At 46.2% G+C, this 17,938-nt stretch carries 13 protein-coding genes; 8 read left to right on the top strand and 5 right to left on the bottom strand.

Annotation, left to right across the window (positions count from 1 at the left end; genetic code table 11):
* Nucleotides 1-6 precede the first annotated feature (6 nt).
* The gene (locus R7E51_RS16255) at nt 7-810 is read left to right on the top strand and encodes an undecaprenyl-diphosphate phosphatase (RefSeq protein ID WP_005379908.1); all 804 of its coding nucleotides are present in this window, start codon (nt 7-9) and stop codon (nt 808-810) included.
* A gap of 52 nt (nt 811-862) precedes the next feature.
* On the opposite strand, the gene R7E51_RS16250 is transcribed toward R7E51_RS16255, so the two are convergent.
* Nucleotides 863-2,083: a multifunctional CCA addition/repair protein gene (locus R7E51_RS16250; RefSeq protein ID WP_005379907.1), complete on the bottom strand. Its 1,221-nt coding sequence runs from the start codon at nt 2,081-2,083 to the stop codon at nt 863-865.
* 137 nt (nt 2,084-2,220) lie between these two features.
* Between R7E51_RS16250 and R7E51_RS16245 the strand changes: the two genes are divergently transcribed.
* The 3 genes from R7E51_RS16245 to ggt all read left to right on the top strand — a co-directional run bounded on the left by R7E51_RS16245 (nt 2,221) and on the right by ggt (nt 6,527).
* A complete protein-coding gene (locus R7E51_RS16245) occupies nt 2,221-3,837 on the top strand; it encodes an ExeA family protein (protein ID WP_025768392.1) in 1,617 nt (538 codons plus the stop codon).
* A complete protein-coding gene (locus R7E51_RS16240; protein ID WP_005379904.1) occupies nt 3,837-4,523 on the top strand; it encodes a general secretion pathway protein GspB in 687 nt (228 codons plus the stop codon). The genes R7E51_RS16245 and R7E51_RS16240 overlap by 1 nt, the downstream gene beginning before the upstream one ends.
* Before the next feature lie 273 nt (nt 4,524-4,796).
* On the top strand, nt 4,797-6,527 hold the full coding sequence (gene ggt / locus R7E51_RS16235) for a gamma-glutamyltransferase (protein WP_025768393.1): 1,731 nt from the start codon (nt 4,797-4,799) through the stop codon (nt 6,525-6,527).
* An 88-nt stretch (nt 6,528-6,615) separates the two neighbouring features.
* Here the strand turns inward: ggt and R7E51_RS16230 are convergent, their stop codons facing one another.
* From R7E51_RS16230 to R7E51_RS16220, 3 genes are all read right to left on the bottom strand, one after another.
* Nucleotides 6,616-7,227 (bottom strand): TIGR04211 family SH3 domain-containing protein, encoded by a 612-nt coding sequence (locus R7E51_RS16230; protein ID WP_005379900.1) that lies wholly within the window; start codon nt 7,225-7,227, stop codon nt 6,616-6,618.
* 178 nt (nt 7,228-7,405) lie between these two features.
* Nucleotides 7,406-8,665 (bottom strand): inorganic phosphate transporter, encoded by a 1,260-nt coding sequence (locus R7E51_RS16225; protein WP_005379898.1) that lies wholly within the window; start codon nt 8,663-8,665, stop codon nt 7,406-7,408.
* Nucleotides 8,666-8,796: 131 nt separating this feature from the next.
* On the bottom strand, nt 8,797-9,477 hold the full coding sequence (locus R7E51_RS16220) for a TIGR00153 family protein (protein ID WP_005379896.1): 681 nt from the start codon (nt 9,475-9,477) through the stop codon (nt 8,797-8,799).
* A gap of 212 nt (nt 9,478-9,689) precedes the next feature.
* On the opposite strand from R7E51_RS16220, the gene R7E51_RS16215 reads away from it, so the two are divergent.
* Nucleotides 9,690-11,222 carry a CYTH and CHAD domain-containing protein gene (locus tag R7E51_RS16215; protein WP_104975843.1) on the top strand — a complete coding sequence of 511 codons (1,533 nt, stop codon included), beginning with the start codon at nt 9,690-9,692 and terminating at the stop codon, nt 11,220-11,222.
* A 41-nt stretch (nt 11,223-11,263) separates the two neighbouring features.
* On the opposite strand, the gene R7E51_RS16210 is transcribed toward R7E51_RS16215, so the two are convergent.
* Nucleotides 11,264-12,037: a potassium channel family protein gene (locus tag R7E51_RS16210; protein WP_005387432.1), complete on the bottom strand. Its 774-nt coding sequence runs from the start codon at nt 12,035-12,037 to the stop codon at nt 11,264-11,266.
* Nucleotides 12,038-12,142: 105 nt separating this feature from the next.
* Here R7E51_RS16210 and R7E51_RS16205 point away from each other — a divergent pair, with 105 nt between their 5' ends.
* From R7E51_RS16205 to hldE, 3 genes are all read left to right on the top strand, one after another.
* Nucleotides 12,143-13,399, top strand: coding sequence for a methyl-accepting chemotaxis protein (locus R7E51_RS16205; protein ID WP_206958036.1), 1,257 nt, complete (start codon nt 12,143-12,145; stop codon nt 13,397-13,399).
* Nucleotides 13,400-13,512: 113 nt separating this feature from the next.
* Nucleotides 13,513-16,356: a bifunctional [glutamate--ammonia ligase]-adenylyl-L-tyrosine phosphorylase/[glutamate--ammonia-ligase] adenylyltransferase gene (glnE, locus tag R7E51_RS16200; RefSeq protein WP_206958038.1), complete on the top strand. Its 2,844-nt coding sequence runs from the start codon at nt 13,513-13,515 to the stop codon at nt 16,354-16,356.
* A 67-nt stretch (nt 16,357-16,423) separates the two neighbouring features.
* Entirely contained in the window at nt 16,424-17,854 is a 1,431-nt protein-coding gene (hldE, locus tag R7E51_RS16195; RefSeq protein ID WP_017820249.1) for a bifunctional D-glycero-beta-D-manno-heptose-7-phosphate kinase/D-glycero-beta-D-manno-heptose 1-phosphate adenylyltransferase HldE, read from the top strand.
* The last annotated feature ends 84 nt before the right edge of the window (nt 17,855-17,938 follow it).

Here is a 17,938-nt window from a genome sequence, read left to right as displayed (position 1 = left end):
GTTTACATGAGTTATTTTGAAGCCTTTATTTTGGCTCTGATTCAGGGGCTGACAGAGTTTTTGCCTATTTCAAGCTCTGCCCATTTGATCCTGCCTTCCGCTATTTTAGGATGGGAAGACCAAGGTCTAGCCTTTGATGTTGCTGTTCACGTCGGTACATTAATGGCTGTCGTGATCTATTTTCGTCATGAAGTAATCACTTTGTTTCAAGCGTTATTTGCTTCGATCTTTAAAGGAGATCGCAGTAAAGAAGCTAAATTGGCTTGGATGATCGTGATTGCGACGATTCCAGCTTGTGTGTTCGGCTTATTGATGAAAGACATCATTGAAGTGTATCTACGTAGCGCTTACGTCATCGCGACTACTACGATCGTATTTGGCCTGTTGCTATGGTGGGTAGACAAAAACGCTAAACTCGTTGCCGATGAATACCAAGCGGGTTGGAAGAAAGCTGTATTTATCGGTATTGCTCAAGCCTTAGCGATGATTCCTGGAACTTCACGTTCAGGGGCGACCATCACAGCAGCGCTTTACCTTGGCTTTACTCGAGAAGCGGCTGCCCGATTTTCGTTTTTAATGTCGATCCCAATCATTACATTAGCTGGTAGCTACTTAGGCATGAAGTTAGTGACCAGTGGTGAACCTGTCCATGTTGGTTTCTTAATGACTGGCATTATCACATCGTTTATCAGTGCGTACATCTGTATCCACTTCTTCTTGAAGATGATTTCACGAATGGGCATGACACCGTTTGTGATTTACCGTCTCATTTTGGGCGTCGGTTTGTTCGCTTTTCTATTAAGTGCATAATTGATGTTAACGAAAAACGCCCGCGAAATCCGCGGGCGTTTTTGTTTGTTCGTTACTTCTTAAGTGCTGCTTTCACTGCTTCAATACGTCGTTTTTCTTGCTCGTCACGAATCGCAGGGCCTTTAAAGCCCTCTTTGATAATGGCTTGAACGTCAACTGCCGCTGCTGCTTGGTAGGCTTGCCTAAAAATATCCGCCTGTGGATATGGTTGCGTTTCCAGTCCTTTACGACCAGCGTGATCCGCTTGGCAGCAAAGCAAGATATCTTGCAGACGTTCGGACTTACGCCACACATCAAGTTTATTGAGTATTTTAATTATGGTTTGTGGTTTAAGTTCAGCCGCGCGATGAATATTGGAGTGCTGTTCGCACACCATCAAGGCTAAATCACGAAACTCATTTGGTACCCGGACACGTTCGCACAGCTTTTTGATCAGTTTTAATCCTGTATGGCAATGCATTTTGTGGCTTGGCCATTCGCTCTCTGGCGTCACGCCCTTACCCAAGTCATGCACTTGGGCGGCAAACCTGACGGGGAGTGAGTTACTCAATTTTGCGGCTTGCTCTGCCACCATCAAAGTATGGATGCCAGTATCGATTTCTGGATGCCACTTCTCAGGTTGAGGTACGCCAAATAGTGCATCAATTTCAGGTAACACCACGGTTAATGCACCACAGTCTCGTAGAACCGATAAGAAAATATCAGGGCGAGGAGTAGAGAGAGATTTATGCCATTCTTGCCAAACACGCTCGGGAGTCAGTGTGCTCAGCTCTCCGGACTCTGCCATGTGACGCATTAACCGCATGGTTTCGTCGGCAACCGTAAAGTTTAGATCAGCAAGCTTCGCTGCGAAGCGAGCGACACGTAAAACGCGTAGAGGGTCTTCAATAAAGGCGTCTGATACATGGCGTAGCAGTTTATCGTTGAGATCTTGCTGGCCACCATATGGGTCATGGATCGTGCCATCACTCTCCATTGCCATCGCGTTAATGGTTAAATCACGACGTATCAAATCTTCTTCTAAGGTGACGTTTTGATCGAAGAAACATTCAAAACCAGTGTAACCAGAACCTGACTTTCTCTCTGTTCGTGCAAGGGCATATTCTTCTTTACTTTTGGGATGCAGAAATACAGGAAAGTCTTTACCAACGGCGGTGTATCCTTGGGACAGCATCATCTCGGGCGTCGCGCCTACGACCACCCAGTCGTTGTCATAACTATCAATTCCGAGCAATTTATCTCGAACTGCGCCACCTACTAAATAAACTTGCACGAATTACCTCTTAATTTATGGATATGCCGTTGGACATTGTAGCAAGCAATGGTACTTTTCTTTACTCCTAAGAATAGAAGAAGAGCGTTTATACCATGTCTGACTATTCCCAGGTGGTTTTTTAGCTGGAGAGCCTAATGTATAAGGACTTTTTTGGGTTTGTCGAACAACCATTTTCGATTGTTCCAAACTCACGTTATTTGTATTTAAGCCAACGTCACAAAGAGGCAATCACACATCTCCAAGCTGGGCTAGGCGATGGCGGTGGCTTTGCTATGCTTACTGGCGAAGTAGGTACAGGCAAAACGACCGTCGCAAAAGCGATGCTGGCGAATTTGGGTGATAACACCAAAGCGGGTCTTATCCTCAATCCCACGTTTTCGAGTAGAGACTTGCTCGAAGCCATTTGCGATGAGTTCAAAATCACCTATCCGCCAGATGCAAACCTCAAACAGCTAAACCAGGTTATCCATCAATATTTGCTGCGTAATTATCGTTCAGGCTGGCAGACATTGCTGGTCATTGATGAGGCTCAACACCTTGCTGCCGACGTTCTAGAGCAGTTGCGCTTGTTGACCAACTTGGAAACCGATACCAGAAAATTGCTCAAAGTGTTGTTGGTCGGGCAGCCTGAATTGCAGCGGTTATTACAAACAACACAACTACGCCAACTTGCCCAGCGTATTACCGGGCGTTATCACCTGTTGCCGTTGGATGAAAAAGAGACAGAAGATTACATCGCATTTCGACTACATACAGCAGGTGGCGACCAGCAACTGTTTAATCGTGCTTCTTGTAAACTTATAGCCAAATACAGTCACGGTATACCGCGGCTCATCAACCTTATCTGTGACAAATCCCTCAACATTAGTTATCACCAGGGTAATGTGGTGGTGGATAAGCAAACCGTTCAGCAGGCCTGTGAAGAGGTGATGCAGTTTCAGGCAGATATTTATCAGCAAGATAAAAAAGAGCGCCGGACTTTCCGTTGGCCTGCTTGGGGCTCTGTCACGGTAGGCCTTATTGCTGCATTAAGTACGGGGTGGGCGGTCGTGAATTATATGCCAGCTCAAGCGACGTCAGTGTTGACACAAGTGACGGAGCCAAGAGTAGAGCCAACACCAACCGTCGTAAGCCAACAGTTAACGGATGAGCAGCGTGATTTATTGTTAACACAAAAACAGTCGAACCTCGCTGTAAATGATTTGTATCGTTTGTGGGGGTATCAAGCATCGGTTCGCGATAATCTTTGTTTGTCAGAACCGCAGTCGACTATGCGTTGTGAGCGTAAAATGGCGACTTGGCCGCTGTTGATGCAACAAAATCGCCCTGTGATCTTGGAGTTGAATTATCAAGGTGATGTTGGGTATGTCATTCTATATGCCGTCGGTAATGACCAAGCTGAAGTGCTCAATGGCAAGCAGCGTCTGCGTCTGCCAGTTTCGTGGCTAAAGCCGTTGTGGCAGGGCAATATTATCGAACTGCGGCATGCTCCGCTGAATGAAACATTACGTTTAGACATGGAAGGCCCTGCGATTGAAGTATTAGACCGATTATTAGCAGAAGCGGTGAGTGAGCCACTGCTTGAAACGTCTATTTTTGATGGTGCGATGAAAGAGCGAGTCGAGTTATTTCAACGTTGGCAAGGAATTGGTGTCGATGGTATTGCAGGTAAGCGAACGCTAGACCGACTTCAGCAAAATGTTCAGCCAGATGCGCCTCAACTGGCGAGAATAGAGAAGGAGGACGCATAATGTCAGCTGTGAAACATATAGGTCTGTTCTTGCTGCCAATCACTGCTTCTGCTATCGGAGTCGCTTGGTACTTAGATCTCTTTGCACCGAGTGTTGAAGTAGATACAACGTCCCCGATAGAAAAGGTCGAAGTGGTATCACCTTTCAAAGTATTAGACTATCCAGAGAACACCCAGTTGGCCCAATTGCCAAGAGAGTGGCCAAGTGCAGAGCTATCGCGTGATTTTGGTACATTTACCACCCCCGATGAATACACGAGCCATACACCAAGCAGAGATGAAACACGCGACTCAGCATCAACCCAAACGACTTCTGCTGCTGAAGAGGACCTCGGGTTGTCTTTGGATGATCTGGATTTATCCTCATTATCTCCAGATTTAGCTAGGAAGGTCGAAAATGCCTTATCCCGAGATGATGACAATTCGTCATCACAAACGGCACGCGTGAACGATTTAGAGCGCAACGCTCACCAGTGGCAAGGGCGTCTACCTGCGCTTAATTTGCAAACCCATATGTACGCTAGTGATGAAAATCGCCGTTGGGTGAAAATTAACAATGTTGAGTATCATCAGGGGGATGTCGTTGATGATCAGGTCACTCTAAGAGAAATACAACCGCAAGCTGTGATTGTTGAGTTCCAAGGTGAGCAAATTCGTATACCAGCGTTGTATGAGTGGAAAGGGTAACTCTTGTAGAAACACATCAAGCCAGCGAAATCATATCGCTGGCTTTTTATTTTTCAGAGCATCTTTTGCATCTATTCTGGTGATGATTTCTAGATACTCAAACAAGCAAAATATAGCTTTCCTCAGTCGTTTAAATAGCACCAATATCATTCATCTATTGATAGCGCGATTCCAGTCAGCGTTGTGTAAAAAGACACCATCTTCACGAACTTCGGAGTAATGACTTGGTCCACGTTAGACCCCATCACATAATAGGAGTCTAAACAGAGACACATGCGTATTCTGATTTTTTCTTTAAGCATTGTTGCATCGACAAGCTATGCAGCAAAGCCAGACCCATTCCCAGTTACACCAGATAGTCGCGGGCAAGATTTCATGGTCAGTGCGACGAATCCTTACGTGAGCAGTACCGGTTACTCAATATTGAAAGAAGGCGGTAATGCTGTTGATGCTATGGTCGCGATGCAGATGGTGATGTCTGTCGTTGAGCCAGATATGACCGGAATTGGCGGCGGGACTTTCGCGCTGTTTTATCAACATGACGAGAAAAAATTTCTGGCCCTTGATGGTCGAGATGAAGCGCCCTCTAGCGCGAACCCTGAAATGTTTGTTGAGAATGGGGAAGTACTCAGTCGCAACGAAATATTAGGCCCTCGTTCTGTTGCGGTTCCGGGCACATTGCGGTTGCTTTACACCACTCATGAACAATATGGCAAGTTGCCATGGGCAGAGCTGATTAAGCCGGCGATTACATTGGCGAGCAATGGGTACGCGATGAACAGCTACACCTACGACATCGTAGTAAGAGAGCAAAGCCGACTTGAGCAAGATCCGGAAGTGAAAGCCTTGTATTGGCAAGGGGACGATATTAAGCCGACGGGAACCTTGATGAAGAACCCTAAGATGGCTGAGACGCTGAGGAAGATCGCGCAACAAGGCGATCGTTACCTTTATGGTGGTGAGCTTGGTCAGCACATCGTAGAGACGGTTAATAGTCGTATTGATGACCAACACGAGAAGTTGTCTTTAGAAGATTTTAAACATTACCAAGTGAAGCAGCGTGACATCATTGAGAGCGACTACCGTGGGAATAAAATCGTCTCTTTTGGTTACCCAGCTTCGGGCGGTGTGATGGTCGCTCAGAGTCTTGAACTGCTCGCACCCTATGACATTGCCCATATGGCGAAAACGGATGTGGAACCTTGGCGTCTCATGACTGAAGCGATGCGAATTGCAAAAGCCGATCGTATTGCGTATGCCGGAGATCCGGATTATGTGGAAACGCCAGTTGAACAGTTGTTGTCTAAAGCCTATCTAGATCAGAGACGTGATTTAATCCCTGATAATGGCACTTTAAAAGAGGATCCAAAAGCAGGACAGATAACGCAAACTCAGTATGCGCAATATCAAGGCTTCGAGAGCAAAGATACAGGGCATATTTCTATCGTCGATAGAGATGGAAATGCAATTGCGATGACCAGCACCGTTGGCACGGGTATGGGCTCGGGTGTGATGGTCGATGGCGTTATCTTGAATGCGCAGATGGCTAACTTCTCACCTCAGCCAACGGTTAACGGCAAGCCTACGCAAAACTCAATTGAAGCGGGCAAGCGTCCACGTTCGGCTATTACGCCATTAATGGTGATGGACAGTGATGATAACTTGCGTTTGGTGGTTGGGTCACCAGGTAGTTCACAAATCCCGGGGTATGTACTCAAAACCGTGGTTGGGGTGCTGGATTGGAATTTATCAGCGCAAGAGGCTATTGACTTACCAAACATCCAGTATGGCACTAAGATAGACCGCACCAAGTCTTATGACCCGACTGGTTTGCTGGTGGAAAAGAAAACGTTCGCAGAAATGTTGGTGCCTGAGTTTATGGAGCTTGGCTACCCAGTGCACGTTATTCCAGTGGTAAGCGGTTTGAATGCAATTGAGCTAAAAGATGGCAAGCTTTATGGCGCAACGGATCGTCGTCGAGCCTCTAGTTCAATGGGGGAGTAGTACTCACTTCTATCAAACGAAGCAAACTAAAAAGCCAGTCAATATCGACTGGCTTTTGCGTTCTTTTTAAAGATAAAAGCGTAAGGGTTTATGCCCAACCCGCAGGAGAGCGCTTTCTACGAGGCATGACATGCGGAAGAATCAAACCAAATAGTAAACCTAAACCTGCAACACCGCCGCCATAAGTGAAGTACTTAAGCAGCATGTCATCTTTTTGTGTATCCAGCTTTGCGCGTAGCTCGCGGTTTTCTGTTTCAACAGAAGTAAGCTGATCACTGATCTCAGAGTATTTATTTTCTAGATCTGAAATTTGTTGGTTACGTGTTTCGAGAGAGGTAACAAGACCTGCTTTCTCTGCATCAGAAGTTTGACGAGCATTAGCAAGCTGCTCTTTTACTTCGGCTAGCTCTTTCTCAATGCGAGGAAGGCGAATTGCCATGCTCTCTTGGTTTGTCACAAACTTGCTTTGTACCCAACCAGTGCGACCACGGTCATCACGAACTTGCGTGTAGCCAGTATCTCGGTTGGTTTTAATCAGTTGTACTTTAGAACCGGCGTTAACACTACCAATAATACGGTAGGTGTTATTTGGACCTGAGTGCATAAAAGTGAAGAGGTCATCAGAAATATAACGGTCTGCTGCTAGGGCCGCTGGCGCTGCTAGCAAAGTAAACAAAACCGTGATGATTAGTTTTTTCACAGTAAATCCCTTAACGATTTTTCTTGGAGACAGCGTTGGCACCGAATGATTGGAGCCGGAAATAGACGAATAGTATGCAGTTTCAAACTTCGGTGCAACAAAGAAGGGAGGCAAAGCCTCCCTTTCTGTGCGTTTGAGTCAATAATGACAAAGCGCTTACATTCTATTGACGAGTGTCTTAAGCGAACATCGCTTGAAGTCCGTAGAAGAATACTACGGCCAATAACGCACCCGCTGGTAGTGTAACGATCCATGATGCCACGATGTTACGAACTACGCCTAGGTTCAGTGCTGCGATACCACGAGCAAAGCCAACTCCGAGAACCGCACCAACCAATGTTTGAGTGGTTGAAATTGGCAGGCCTGTACCAGACGCTAGAACTACCGTACATGCTGTTGCTAGCTGTGCTGCAAAACCGCGGCTAGGCGTTAGCTCAGTGATGCCTGTACCAACGGTTGCCATTACTTTGTGACCTAGTGTTGCAAGACCGACCACGATACCAATACCACCAAGAGGTAGAATCCACCAAGCGATGGTGCTTTTCGTGCTGATTTCGCCCATGTGTTCAACAGTCGATACGACAGCAGACAGTGGACCAATGGCGTTTGCAACGTCGTTTGAACCGTGTGCAAATGCCATCGCACAAGCGGTGATAACCATCAGAACGCTGAAGATACCTTCCACGCCAGAAAAGCTGCGGTCTTCTTCGCGATTAGCGAATTTTTTCTGGATGTATACGTAGCCGCCAATCATCACAAGTGCTGAAACTGCTGCTGCCCACATCCAGGCTTCACCATTGGTCAGGTGAAGACCAACGTGTTTTAGACCTTTTTTGATGGTTACAAGTGCAATCACCATTGTTGTGATGAACATGTAAACAGGTACAAAACGTTTCGCGTTAAACAGAGGGTTCTCAGTATCAAAAATCAGGCGCTGTGCGCTGACAAAGATAACGTAAGCAAAGAAACCTGAAATCACTGGCGTAATAATCCAGCTACCAACAATGCCTTGAACGCTGCCCCAGTCAACCGCTTCAGTACCTACTGATACGCATGCAAAACCAATGATTGCACCGATGATTGAGTGAGTCGTTGATACTGGCCAGCCCATGTAAGAAGCAAGAAGCAGCCATGTACCTGCTGCTAAAAGCGCAGACATCATGCCGTAGACAAGAACATCTGGTTGACTAGCAAATAAAGAAGTTTCGATTACACCTTTACGGATAGTGTCGGTTACTTCACCGCCTGCAAGGTAAGCACCTGCAAATTCGAAGATCATCGCAATGATGATAGCTTGTTTTACAGTTAGCGCTTTTGAACCTACAGATGTACCCATCGCATTAGCAACGTCGTTCGCGCCAATACCAATCGCCATCATGAAACCAAAAATCGCTGCAACAATAATCAGGACAGTGCCGTAGTTCGCAAGGATATCCATCGTAATACCTAGTTGTTTTATAACAAGCGGAACAAAATTTTACGCGCGCCAAACCATAAGACGATGAAAATAGTCATCGTCCCTATGACACGTGTTAATTATGCTCTTCGTTATGTCGTTAACTTTATGTTTTAAGATCGAGATAGCATGACTTCCAAACGAGCACCTACGCGCTGCGCTTGGTCGGCAATACCACCTACCCATTCAAGAATCTTGTATAGGAACATGACATCGATAGGGTTCATGTCAGCTTCAATCACCATCAACTGCTGGCGAAGTTCAATCTGCATGGCATCGGTATCATCTTCGATAACGTCTAATTGATGAATCATTTCAGCGACGAGCGTCACTTCACGGCCTTTGAAGCCGGTTTCTAGCAATTCATCAAGTTCATTGATTACCTTTTGCGCCTGATCGGCAGCATCAAGACAACGTTGAACGTAAGCGAGGAAGTTTGGTTGGAGAGCCTCAGGGATGACAAGTTGACGACCATATACACGGCCAGCAATGTCTTTTGCCAGGTTTGCAAGTTTGTCCTGTTGAGTCAAAAGCTCAAGCATGTCAGTACGGTCGACTGGCATGAACAAACCGCGAGGCAGTTTTAGACGGATTTCACGTTTCAGCACATCCGCTTCTTTCTCTAGGTGAGAAATTTGTGCACGGATTTCTGCTGCTTTTTCCCAATCACCCTTTGAAGATACTTCAAAGAATTTCACCAAGTGTGAACAACATTCGTTGACACACACAACGTGGCGTTGCAAAGGCTTAATTGGGGACTTTGCAAATAACCCCATAATTGTATTTACTGGCATGGTCATTCAACCTAATAACTATAACCTTAAAAAAACATACACCATTTCTGAGTGCTTGGCGAAATGTTGAACGATGGCTATAAAGGCGCGCATGGTAACGCATTAAATCGCTCATTAAAACTGTTTTAGATCATCATTCCGGCGATATTTCTCTCTTGCCGTGTGAGAAATTACGCAATATCCTGTTTCTATCTGCTTTGAAAGGTATAGCTATGGAAACCGAAATAGAACTGAAGTTTTTTGTTTCTCCTGAATTTTCAGAAACTTTAAAAGAAAAAATTTCTGAGACAAAAGTACTTCAGCATAGTTGTCGTGACTTGGGTAACACCTATTTTGATACTGCCGATAAATGGCTTCGAAAGCACGACATTGGTTTAAGAATTCGCCGTTTTGATGATGTATTCGTCCAAACCGTAAAGACAGCAGGACGCGTCGTCGCAGGCTTACATCAAAGACCAGAATACAATGCTGAGCACACTAGCGACGAGCCTAATCTGTCGCTTCATCCTCTAGATATTTGGCCTCCAGGTAAAGATGCAGAAACGCTGCAATCCGAGCTTATGCCATTATTCTCGACCAACTTCACACGTGAACAATGGCTGATTGGCATGCCCGATGGCAGTCAGATTGAAGTTGCCTTTGACCAAGGCTTAGTTGTAGCCAAAGGTGAAGACGAAGAAGAGAAGCAAGAGCCGATTTGCGAAGTTGAACTGGAACTTAAGTCAGGCCAAACCGAAGCTTTATTCACGCTGGCACGCAGCTTTTGCGAGCAAGGCGGTATGCGCTTGGGTAACTTGAGCAAAGCGGCGAAAGGTTATCGACTTGCAAGTGGTTATGCGGGTGATGAAGTAAAATCATTGGCACTTGTGGACAGTAGTCCGACGGATACCGTTGAATTTTGCTTGATCAACTCTTTAGAGCACGCTTTGTCTCATTGGCATTATCACGAGCAAATTTATGCTGAGCGTGACAGCGTGGAAGCACTGCGTGAAATCAATAATGCCATTCGTTTCATTCGTCAAACATTGACTATTTTTGGCGGGATTGTCCCTCGTCGCGCGAGCGCGATTCTGCGCCAAGAGCTTAAATGGTTGGAAGAAGAACTGAGTTGGTTGGATGAGCATGCACACCTTGAAGAGCTTTTAGATGACAAAGGCAATGTGCTGCGCAAGTTGGATGCGCGTAAGTTCTTAGTATCTGAGTTGACTCAGCAGTTACAAGAGTTGCCAAGCCGTGAAGAAGTGCTAGGGTTGCTCAATTCCGCGCGTTACACAGGGTTACTGCTGGATCTAAGCCGCTGGATCTTGGCGCGCGGTTGGCAGCCATTTCTTGATGAAAAAGCACGTGAAAAAATGGCAAGTAACATCATGCCGTTTTCAGTTACTCAGCTCGATCGCACTTGGGCTGAGCTAATGGAAGCTTTCCCAGCAGAGCGCGATTTGACGGCGCAAGAGTACGTTGATCAGCGTTATCGCTTATTGCGTAACCTCTATACTGGTATTGGTTTCGCGAGTTTGTATAACTCGGATGAGCGTAACAGCTTCCGTTTACCATGGGCGGATCTGGTGCATGGTATCGATGATCTGCTAATGCTGAACCACTTGCTCCCGTTGGTTGATATGCTGGAAGACGCAGAAAAAGAGCAGTTAGAACGCTGGTTGCACCGTCAAGAGCGCTCAATTTTGCATGCAATGGATCAAACCCGAGCGATCAGTGTGGAAGTTCAGCCTTATTGGCGTGAATGATCGTTCTGGTGATAAGAACAAAAAAATAGGACCGCATGGTCCTATTTTTTTGTCTCTGTTTTACGTTGTTGTAGCTCTTTTTCCATGAAATCGAGTCGTTCTAGTATTTGCGCTTGTTGGCTTAGGAGCTGCTCGAGCATACGTTCTTTATTGATTGAACTGTGCGTCTGTTGTTTCGTTGGGGCAGTAAGGATAGAGGTGATAAGACCCGAGATCATACCAAAGATACCCACCCCGCAAACAATGATGATGACAGCCAAAAACTTTCCTATGGAGGTCACTGGATAATGATCGCCGTAACCAACCGTTGAGATTGTTACAAATACCCACCACAAAGCATCGGCGCCAGTACGAATATTCGCTTCTGGGTTTTTCGCTTCGATAAACAGCATTGCACTAGAACCGAGTGTTATGAGGATAACCATCAATAGCAGTATAGAGGCGACCGTGGTTTCGCGGCGGTTTTCTTTGAGCTGATGCAAAATGAACTTTGACGAACGCAGTACTAATACCACTCGCATAATATGAAAAATACGAGCAAAGCGCAGGGGCTCTATCAATGGGATGCTCGCCACGAAATCTATCCAATGACGTTTAAGGAATAACCAGCGATCTGTGGACCGGATCAAATCAATGGTGAGCTGTAGTAGGAAAATACTACAGATTATGAAATCCAGACCGATAAGAACTTGACGGGTTTCGTGATCGATCGGGAAAAACAACAAGCCAGAGATCACAAATAGTGCCATAAAAGACAATATTAGTGACAACAGGCCCATCGGTCGTGTGCTGTCTTTGATATCATTGTTTTTCATACGAAGCTCAAAATAAATCGCGTAACCACGCAAAGCGCGAACATAACTATAAGTAATATAAAGATTATAGATAAAGACTATATAAGACTCGGTGGAGAACTGACAATGGAAAAGCTGGCATTTAAGCCATGGGAAAGGGTCATATCCGACATTCGACTGGTGCCTAAAATGGTCATGTTGATGGTCTTCAGTACTGTCCAGATCGTGGCAAAACAACTGTGGGACGCAAACACTTTTTACGACTCACTTTTAGCGGCGACACAAAACGCGCAAGTTGCCCAACAGCATTATGAAGCATACTTAACGCAAGTTGCTTGGCAAACCGCCTTATTGATAGTGGTTTTTGTCGTGCTCTTATTAGCGGCGGCTAGAGTGATGTTGCGTCAAACACAGTATCTGAGCGACGCGATCAAACTGATGGCGAGCAAGAACCTCTCTGTTCCATTTGGTATGGATTGTAAAGATGAATACGGAGACGTGGCACGTGAATTAGAAAAGACACGTCGACAATTGCACGATGTGATTCAAATGCAAATTAATGCGTCTGATGAATTATCAACGCTCACCGAAGTCATGACGCTGAGCATGTCGGAAACGAAGGAATCGGCGCAAGAAGAGTTTAACGAAATTGATCAACTTGCTACGGCGATGAGTGAAATGTCGTCGACGGTCCAAACGGTTGCGGAACATGCCCAGACGGCATCTTCTCTAACAGAGCAAGCTTCCGCACAAGCAATTTCTGGTCAGCAGTTCTTGCAAAGTACAATGGCGAAAATGAGTGAACTTTCGTCGGATATCGCTTCATCGGCACAAGCGGTTAACCAAGTTGAAGAACGTGTTGAAGCCATTGGTAGCGTTGTAGGGACGATTCAAGGCATTTCTGAACAAACCAACCTGCTTGCACTGAATGCGGCGATTGAAGCGGCGCGAGCTGGCGAGGCTGGGCGGGGTTTTGCTGTGGTTGCAGATGAAGTTCGTAACCTTGCCCAACGTACACAACAAGCGACGGTAGAAATTCAAGAGATGATCGCACAGCTGCAAACCAGTGCTGAATCTGCGGTAGAACTCATGGAAAAAAGCGTTGTAGAAGCGGCAGATGGAAACGAGCTGGTTTCTAATGCTGGATCTGAGCTCGATGGTATTGTTGGGCAAGTGACGCAAATCAATGACATGAACTTCCAGATCGCGACGGCGTCTGGTCAGCAAAGCAGTGTTGCAGAAGAGATGAGCCAAAACCTCACCAATGTACGTGAGTTGGTTGAAGCCTCAGTTGTTGTTGTTACCGAGCTGCTAGAAACCTCTGAAATGATGCAAAATAATGCAGGTGAGCTAGACAAGAAGATCAAATCTTTCCAAGTTTAATATTCGATCCCGAACTTTTGATAAAACGCCCACAAACCTTTTGTGGGCGTTTTTATTTGCTTTCAGTCTGGTATAAAGAATGAGTTACCGTGCTTTTCAAACAAGGAAGAAAAATGCAGCTGCCTTCGCCACTGATTTCTATCGCTGAATCTGCCGTACAAAACGCCCAAGACGCAGGTTATTTTCCCCTTTGGCCCGATGAGGTTGCGCAGCAATTTCGTTATGTGGCGGGCTTAAGCCAGTTTATAACTGAAGCCATTCATCGCGATGAAGTCCTAGCCCGTGAGTTGCCAAGTATGTTAGCGCAGCCAAGTCGTCAGGAGTCTTACCGCTCACGCCTTGCTGAACTGTTGGAACAATGTCCTGATGAGATGTCTGGTCATCGCGTATTGCGTCAGTTTCGCAATCGAGAAATGGTGTACATTGCGTGGAAGGATTTCACGCATGCATGGTCTCTAGAGACGTCTTTAAGCCACTTATCTGAGTTGGCAGAAGCGATGATTTTTGAAACCTATCAATGGCAATATCAAGTGTGTTGTCAGGAGTGGGGCACGCCAACAAGTGAGGACGGTGAAGTGCAGCCGATGTTAATTATCGGCATGGGGAAACTGGGTGGTGGCGAGCTAAACTTTTCTTCCGATATTGATCTAATTTTCACGTACCCAGAGAATGGCGAAACCCAAGGCGCACGCCGAAGCATTGCCAATGCCCAGTTCTTTACTCGTCTTGGTCAACGCATCATCAAAGCGCTCGACCAACAAACCTTCGATGGTTTTTGCTACCGCGTCGACATGCGACTTCGCCCATTTGGAGAAAGTGGCCCCTTGGTAATGAGCTATGCCGCACTTGAAGATTATTACCAAGAACAGGGGCGAGATTGGGAACGCTACGCGATGATCAAAGCTCGGGTGATGGGATGTGAGATGTACCCGCAGTATCAAGAGCTACGCCAAATGCTGCGCCCTTTTGTTTTTCGTCGTTATATTGATTTCAGTGCGATTCAATCTTTGCGACGAATGAAGTCGATGATCAGTAGCGAGGTTCGCCGCCGAGGGTTGAATAACAACATTAAGCTAGGTGCGGGTGGCATCCGAGAAATTGAATTTATCGCTCAAGTTTTTCAATTAATTCGAGGTGGTCGAGAGCCTTCTTTGCGTAATCGAGGGCTGTTGGAAACGCTGCAAGGCATTGAAGAGCTGGCATTGCTTACTCCACAAGAAGTCAGCGATCTAGAAGCCGCATACAAGTACTTGCGTCAATTAGAAAACTTGTTGCAAGCAATGGCGGATAAGCAAACCCAGACGCTGCCTGATTGCGAAACCGAACGCTTAAAGCTCGCCACCGCGATGAAAATGAGCTGTTGGGAGCAATTAATTGAGCAAACCCAGCAGCATATGGCAAATGTTCACCAAGTTTTTGAATCACTAATTGGTGATGATGAAGAAGACGAGGGGACTACCGTTGCTCGTCATTTTCATGAGCTATGGGATATGGCCGACAAACAAGACGTTCTTGAGCATATCCTGCTGCAAGATATTCAGATTGAAGACTTTGCTTCATGCGCGAAAACCATCATCAACTTTAAAACCGATCTGGCCAAAAAAACGTTAGGCCCACGTGGACGCGAAGTGCTCAATCGTTTGATGCCGAAAGTGTTTGATGCGGTCTTTGCCCATCCTGATGCACAGTTTGGTTTATCTCGTGTACTTCATTTGCTACACAACATCTGCACTCGCACAACTTACTTGGAATTATTGGATGAGCATCCAGCGGCTCTGGTGCAGCTCGTACGTTTGTGTACCGCAAGCCCAATGATTTCAGAGCAGCTGTCTCGTTATCCTATCTTGCTTGATGAGTTAATCGACCCTGCGCAGCTGTACAATCCCATTCCATTAGACAGTTACCGTACAGAGCTGCGTGATTATTTGGCGCGTATTCCTGAAGATGATATGGAACAGCAAATGGAAGCGTTGCGTCAGTTTAAGCAAATTTGTATTTTGCGTATTGCAGCGGCAGATATTGCTGGCGCATTGCCAGTGATGAAAGTGAGTGACCATTTAACTTATTTAGCGGAAGCTATCGTGGATGCGGTGATCTGTCAGGCTTGGTTGCAAGTATCTGAAAAGTATGGCGAGCCAACGCATGTGAAAGATCGTGAAGGCAAAGGCTTTGCTGTAATTGGCTATGGTAAAGTCGGAGGGTGGGAGCTCGGCTATAACTCCGACTTGGATATTGTCTTCATGCATGACTGCCCAGTCAATGTCTACACTGACGGCAAAAAAGAGATTGATGGTCGTCAGTTCTACCTTCGTTTAGCACAGCGTATCATTCATATTTTCTCCACTCGCACCGCTTCCGGTATTTTATACGAGGTCGATACCCGATTGCGTCCGTCCGGTGCATCGGGTTTGTTGGTTAGCCCAACGGACGCGTTCGACGACTATCAACATCAAGACGCGTGGACATGGGAGCATCAAGCACTTGTCCGCGCGCGCATGATTTATGGTGATGAACCACTGGCGATCGCATTTCACAATACGCGGCATGATGTGTTGTGCAAAGCACGCGATCAAGCTGAACTGAAAAAAGACGTTGTCGAAATGAGAGAAAAAATGCGCGGTCATCTTGGGGGGAAAAAGCCAGGCCGCTTTATGCTCAAGCAAGATGTGGGTGGGATTACCGATATCGAATTTCTCGCTCAGTACCTAGTGCTCAACTATAGTCACGATAAGCCGAAATTGACGCGTTGGTGTGATAATGTGCGCATCTTTGAAACGCTCATTGCGCAAAATGTCATGGACGAAGACCAAGCAATGCAGTTGATACGTGCTTACACGACAATGCGCAACGAAATACACCGACGAAATCTACTCAATTTAGACGCTGATGTGGTGGAAGACAAGTTTGTTGCCGAAAGGGAGTGGGTAAAACAGGCTTGGAATCAGTGGTTCAGTTAAGACCATATATTTAGCCTCGATAAGGGCTGTGATAAACTCACTTCGATTTAATTTTTGGAGACCAACAATGAAACCAATTCTACCTGATTACAACAGCGCTGGTGTGCTCATCATCGGTGATGTCATGCTAGATCGTTACTGGTATGGCCCAACCGGGCGCATTTCTCCTGAAGCGCCGGTTCCTGTTGTAAAAGTAGAAAACAATGAAGAGCGTCCTGGTGGTGCTGCGAACGTTGCGATGAACATCGCATCACTAGGTGGCCATGCTCACATTGTTGGTCTAACTGGGGAAGATGAGCCTGCAAAAGTGCTGACGGAGACGCTGAGCTCACTCAATGTGAAGTGCGATTTCGTTGCACTGCCTGATTACCCAACGATTACGAAGCTTCGTGTAATGAGCCGTGGACAACAGCTTATTCGTCTCGACTTCGAAGACAAGTTTGAAAACACAGATTCTGCGCCAGTGTTATCTCGAATGGATGCCGCACTGCCAAACGTTAAAGCCGTGATTATGTCTGACTATGCAAAAGGCTCGTTAGAGCATGTTCAGGCATACATTCAAAAAGCGCGCGCAGCAAATATTCCGGTTTTCATTGACCCGAAAGGTGCGGATTTTGAACGCTACCGTGGCGCAACACTTCTTACGCCAAACATGAAAGAGTTCGAAGACGTTGTAGGTAAAGTGAAATCTGACCAAGAGCTAGTAGAGAAAGCACTGGCTTTGGTTGAAGAGTTTGAATTTGAAGCGCTTTTGGTGACACGCAGCGAAAACGGAATGACCTTGATTCGTCGTGGTCAGGAACCGTTCCACCTTCCAACTCAAGCGAAAGAAGTGTACGACGTGACAGGTGCGGGCGACACGGTTATCTCTGTATTGGCAGCGTCTGTTGCCGCAGGCAAATCATTTGAAGAAGCGTGTGCACTAGCAAACGCAGCGGCAGGTGTTGTAGTTGGTAAACTAGGCACGTCAACGCTTTCTGAGATTGAATTAGCTGAAGCGGTACATGGCAGCCAAGACACGGATTACGGTGTTATTTCAGAAAAAGCACTGATCGAAGCGGTGAAAAAAGCACGTGCTCGTGGCGAGAAAGTCGTTATGACAAATGGCTGCTTTGATATTCTACACGCTGGCCATGTGTCTTACTTAAACCATGCTGCTGAACTGGGCGATCGCCTAATCGTTGCGGTAAATACCGATGAGTCAGTAAAACGCCTTAAAGGCCCTGGTCGTCCGGTAAACCCAACCGATCGCCGCATGGCGGTGTTGGCAGGTTTGGGCGCTGTGGATTGGGTTGTACCATTTAGTGAAGATACGCCGCAGCGTTTGATCTCAGAAGTTCTACCAAGCTTGCTAGTAAAAGGCGGTGACTACAAACCAGAAGATATTGCTGGTGGTAAAGAAGTCATTGCGGCGGGTGGTGAAGTTCGTGTATTGAACTTTGAAGATGGCTGCTCGACCAGTGAAATCATTAATGCAATCAAAGGCGGTAAGGGCTAAGCCTGCTGTTTGTTAGCATTGAAATGCTATTTGCTCATAAAGGTCGCTAAGTGCGGCCTTTATGATACTTGATGCTAAGAGACA

This window comes from Vibrio sp. Vb1166 (assembly GCF_033338695.1).
In the GTDB taxonomy this organism is placed as follows: Bacteria; Pseudomonadota; Gammaproteobacteria; order Enterobacterales; family Vibrionaceae; genus Vibrio; species Vibrio alginolyticus.
This window is presented reverse-complemented; position numbering and strand designations above follow the sequence as displayed.

Bases quoted from the DNA above. Each gene is read 5' to 3' on its own strand.
- R7E51_RS16255 (WP_005379908.1), top strand. From the start codon at position 7: ATGAGTTATTTTGAAGCCTTTATTTTGGCTCTGATTCAGGGGCTGACA.
- hldE (WP_017820249.1), top strand. From the start codon at position 16,424: ATGAAACCAATTCTACCTGATTACAACAGCGCTGGTGTGCTCATCATC.
- R7E51_RS16225 (WP_005379898.1), bottom strand. From the start codon at position 8,665: ATGGATATCCTTGCGAACTACGGCACTGTCCTGATTATTGTTGCAGCG.
- R7E51_RS16240 (WP_005379904.1), top strand. From the start codon at position 3,837: ATGTCAGCTGTGAAACATATAGGTCTGTTCTTGCTGCCAATCACTGCT.
- R7E51_RS16245 (WP_025768392.1), top strand. From the start codon at position 2,221: ATGTATAAGGACTTTTTTGGGTTTGTCGAACAACCATTTTCGATTGTT.
- glnE (WP_206958038.1), top strand. From the start codon at position 13,513: ATGCAGCTGCCTTCGCCACTGATTTCTATCGCTGAATCTGCCGTACAA.
- ggt (WP_025768393.1), top strand. From the start codon at position 4,797: ATGCGTATTCTGATTTTTTCTTTAAGCATTGTTGCATCGACAAGCTAT.
- R7E51_RS16210 (WP_005387432.1), bottom strand. From the start codon at position 12,037: ATGAAAAACAATGATATCAAAGACAGCACACGACCGATGGGCCTGTTG.
- R7E51_RS16205 (WP_206958036.1), top strand. From the start codon at position 12,143: ATGGAAAAGCTGGCATTTAAGCCATGGGAAAGGGTCATATCCGACATT.
- R7E51_RS16215 (WP_104975843.1), top strand. From the start codon at position 9,690: ATGGAAACCGAAATAGAACTGAAGTTTTTTGTTTCTCCTGAATTTTCA.
- R7E51_RS16220 (WP_005379896.1), bottom strand. From the start codon at position 9,477: ATGCCAGTAAATACAATTATGGGGTTATTTGCAAAGTCCCCAATTAAG.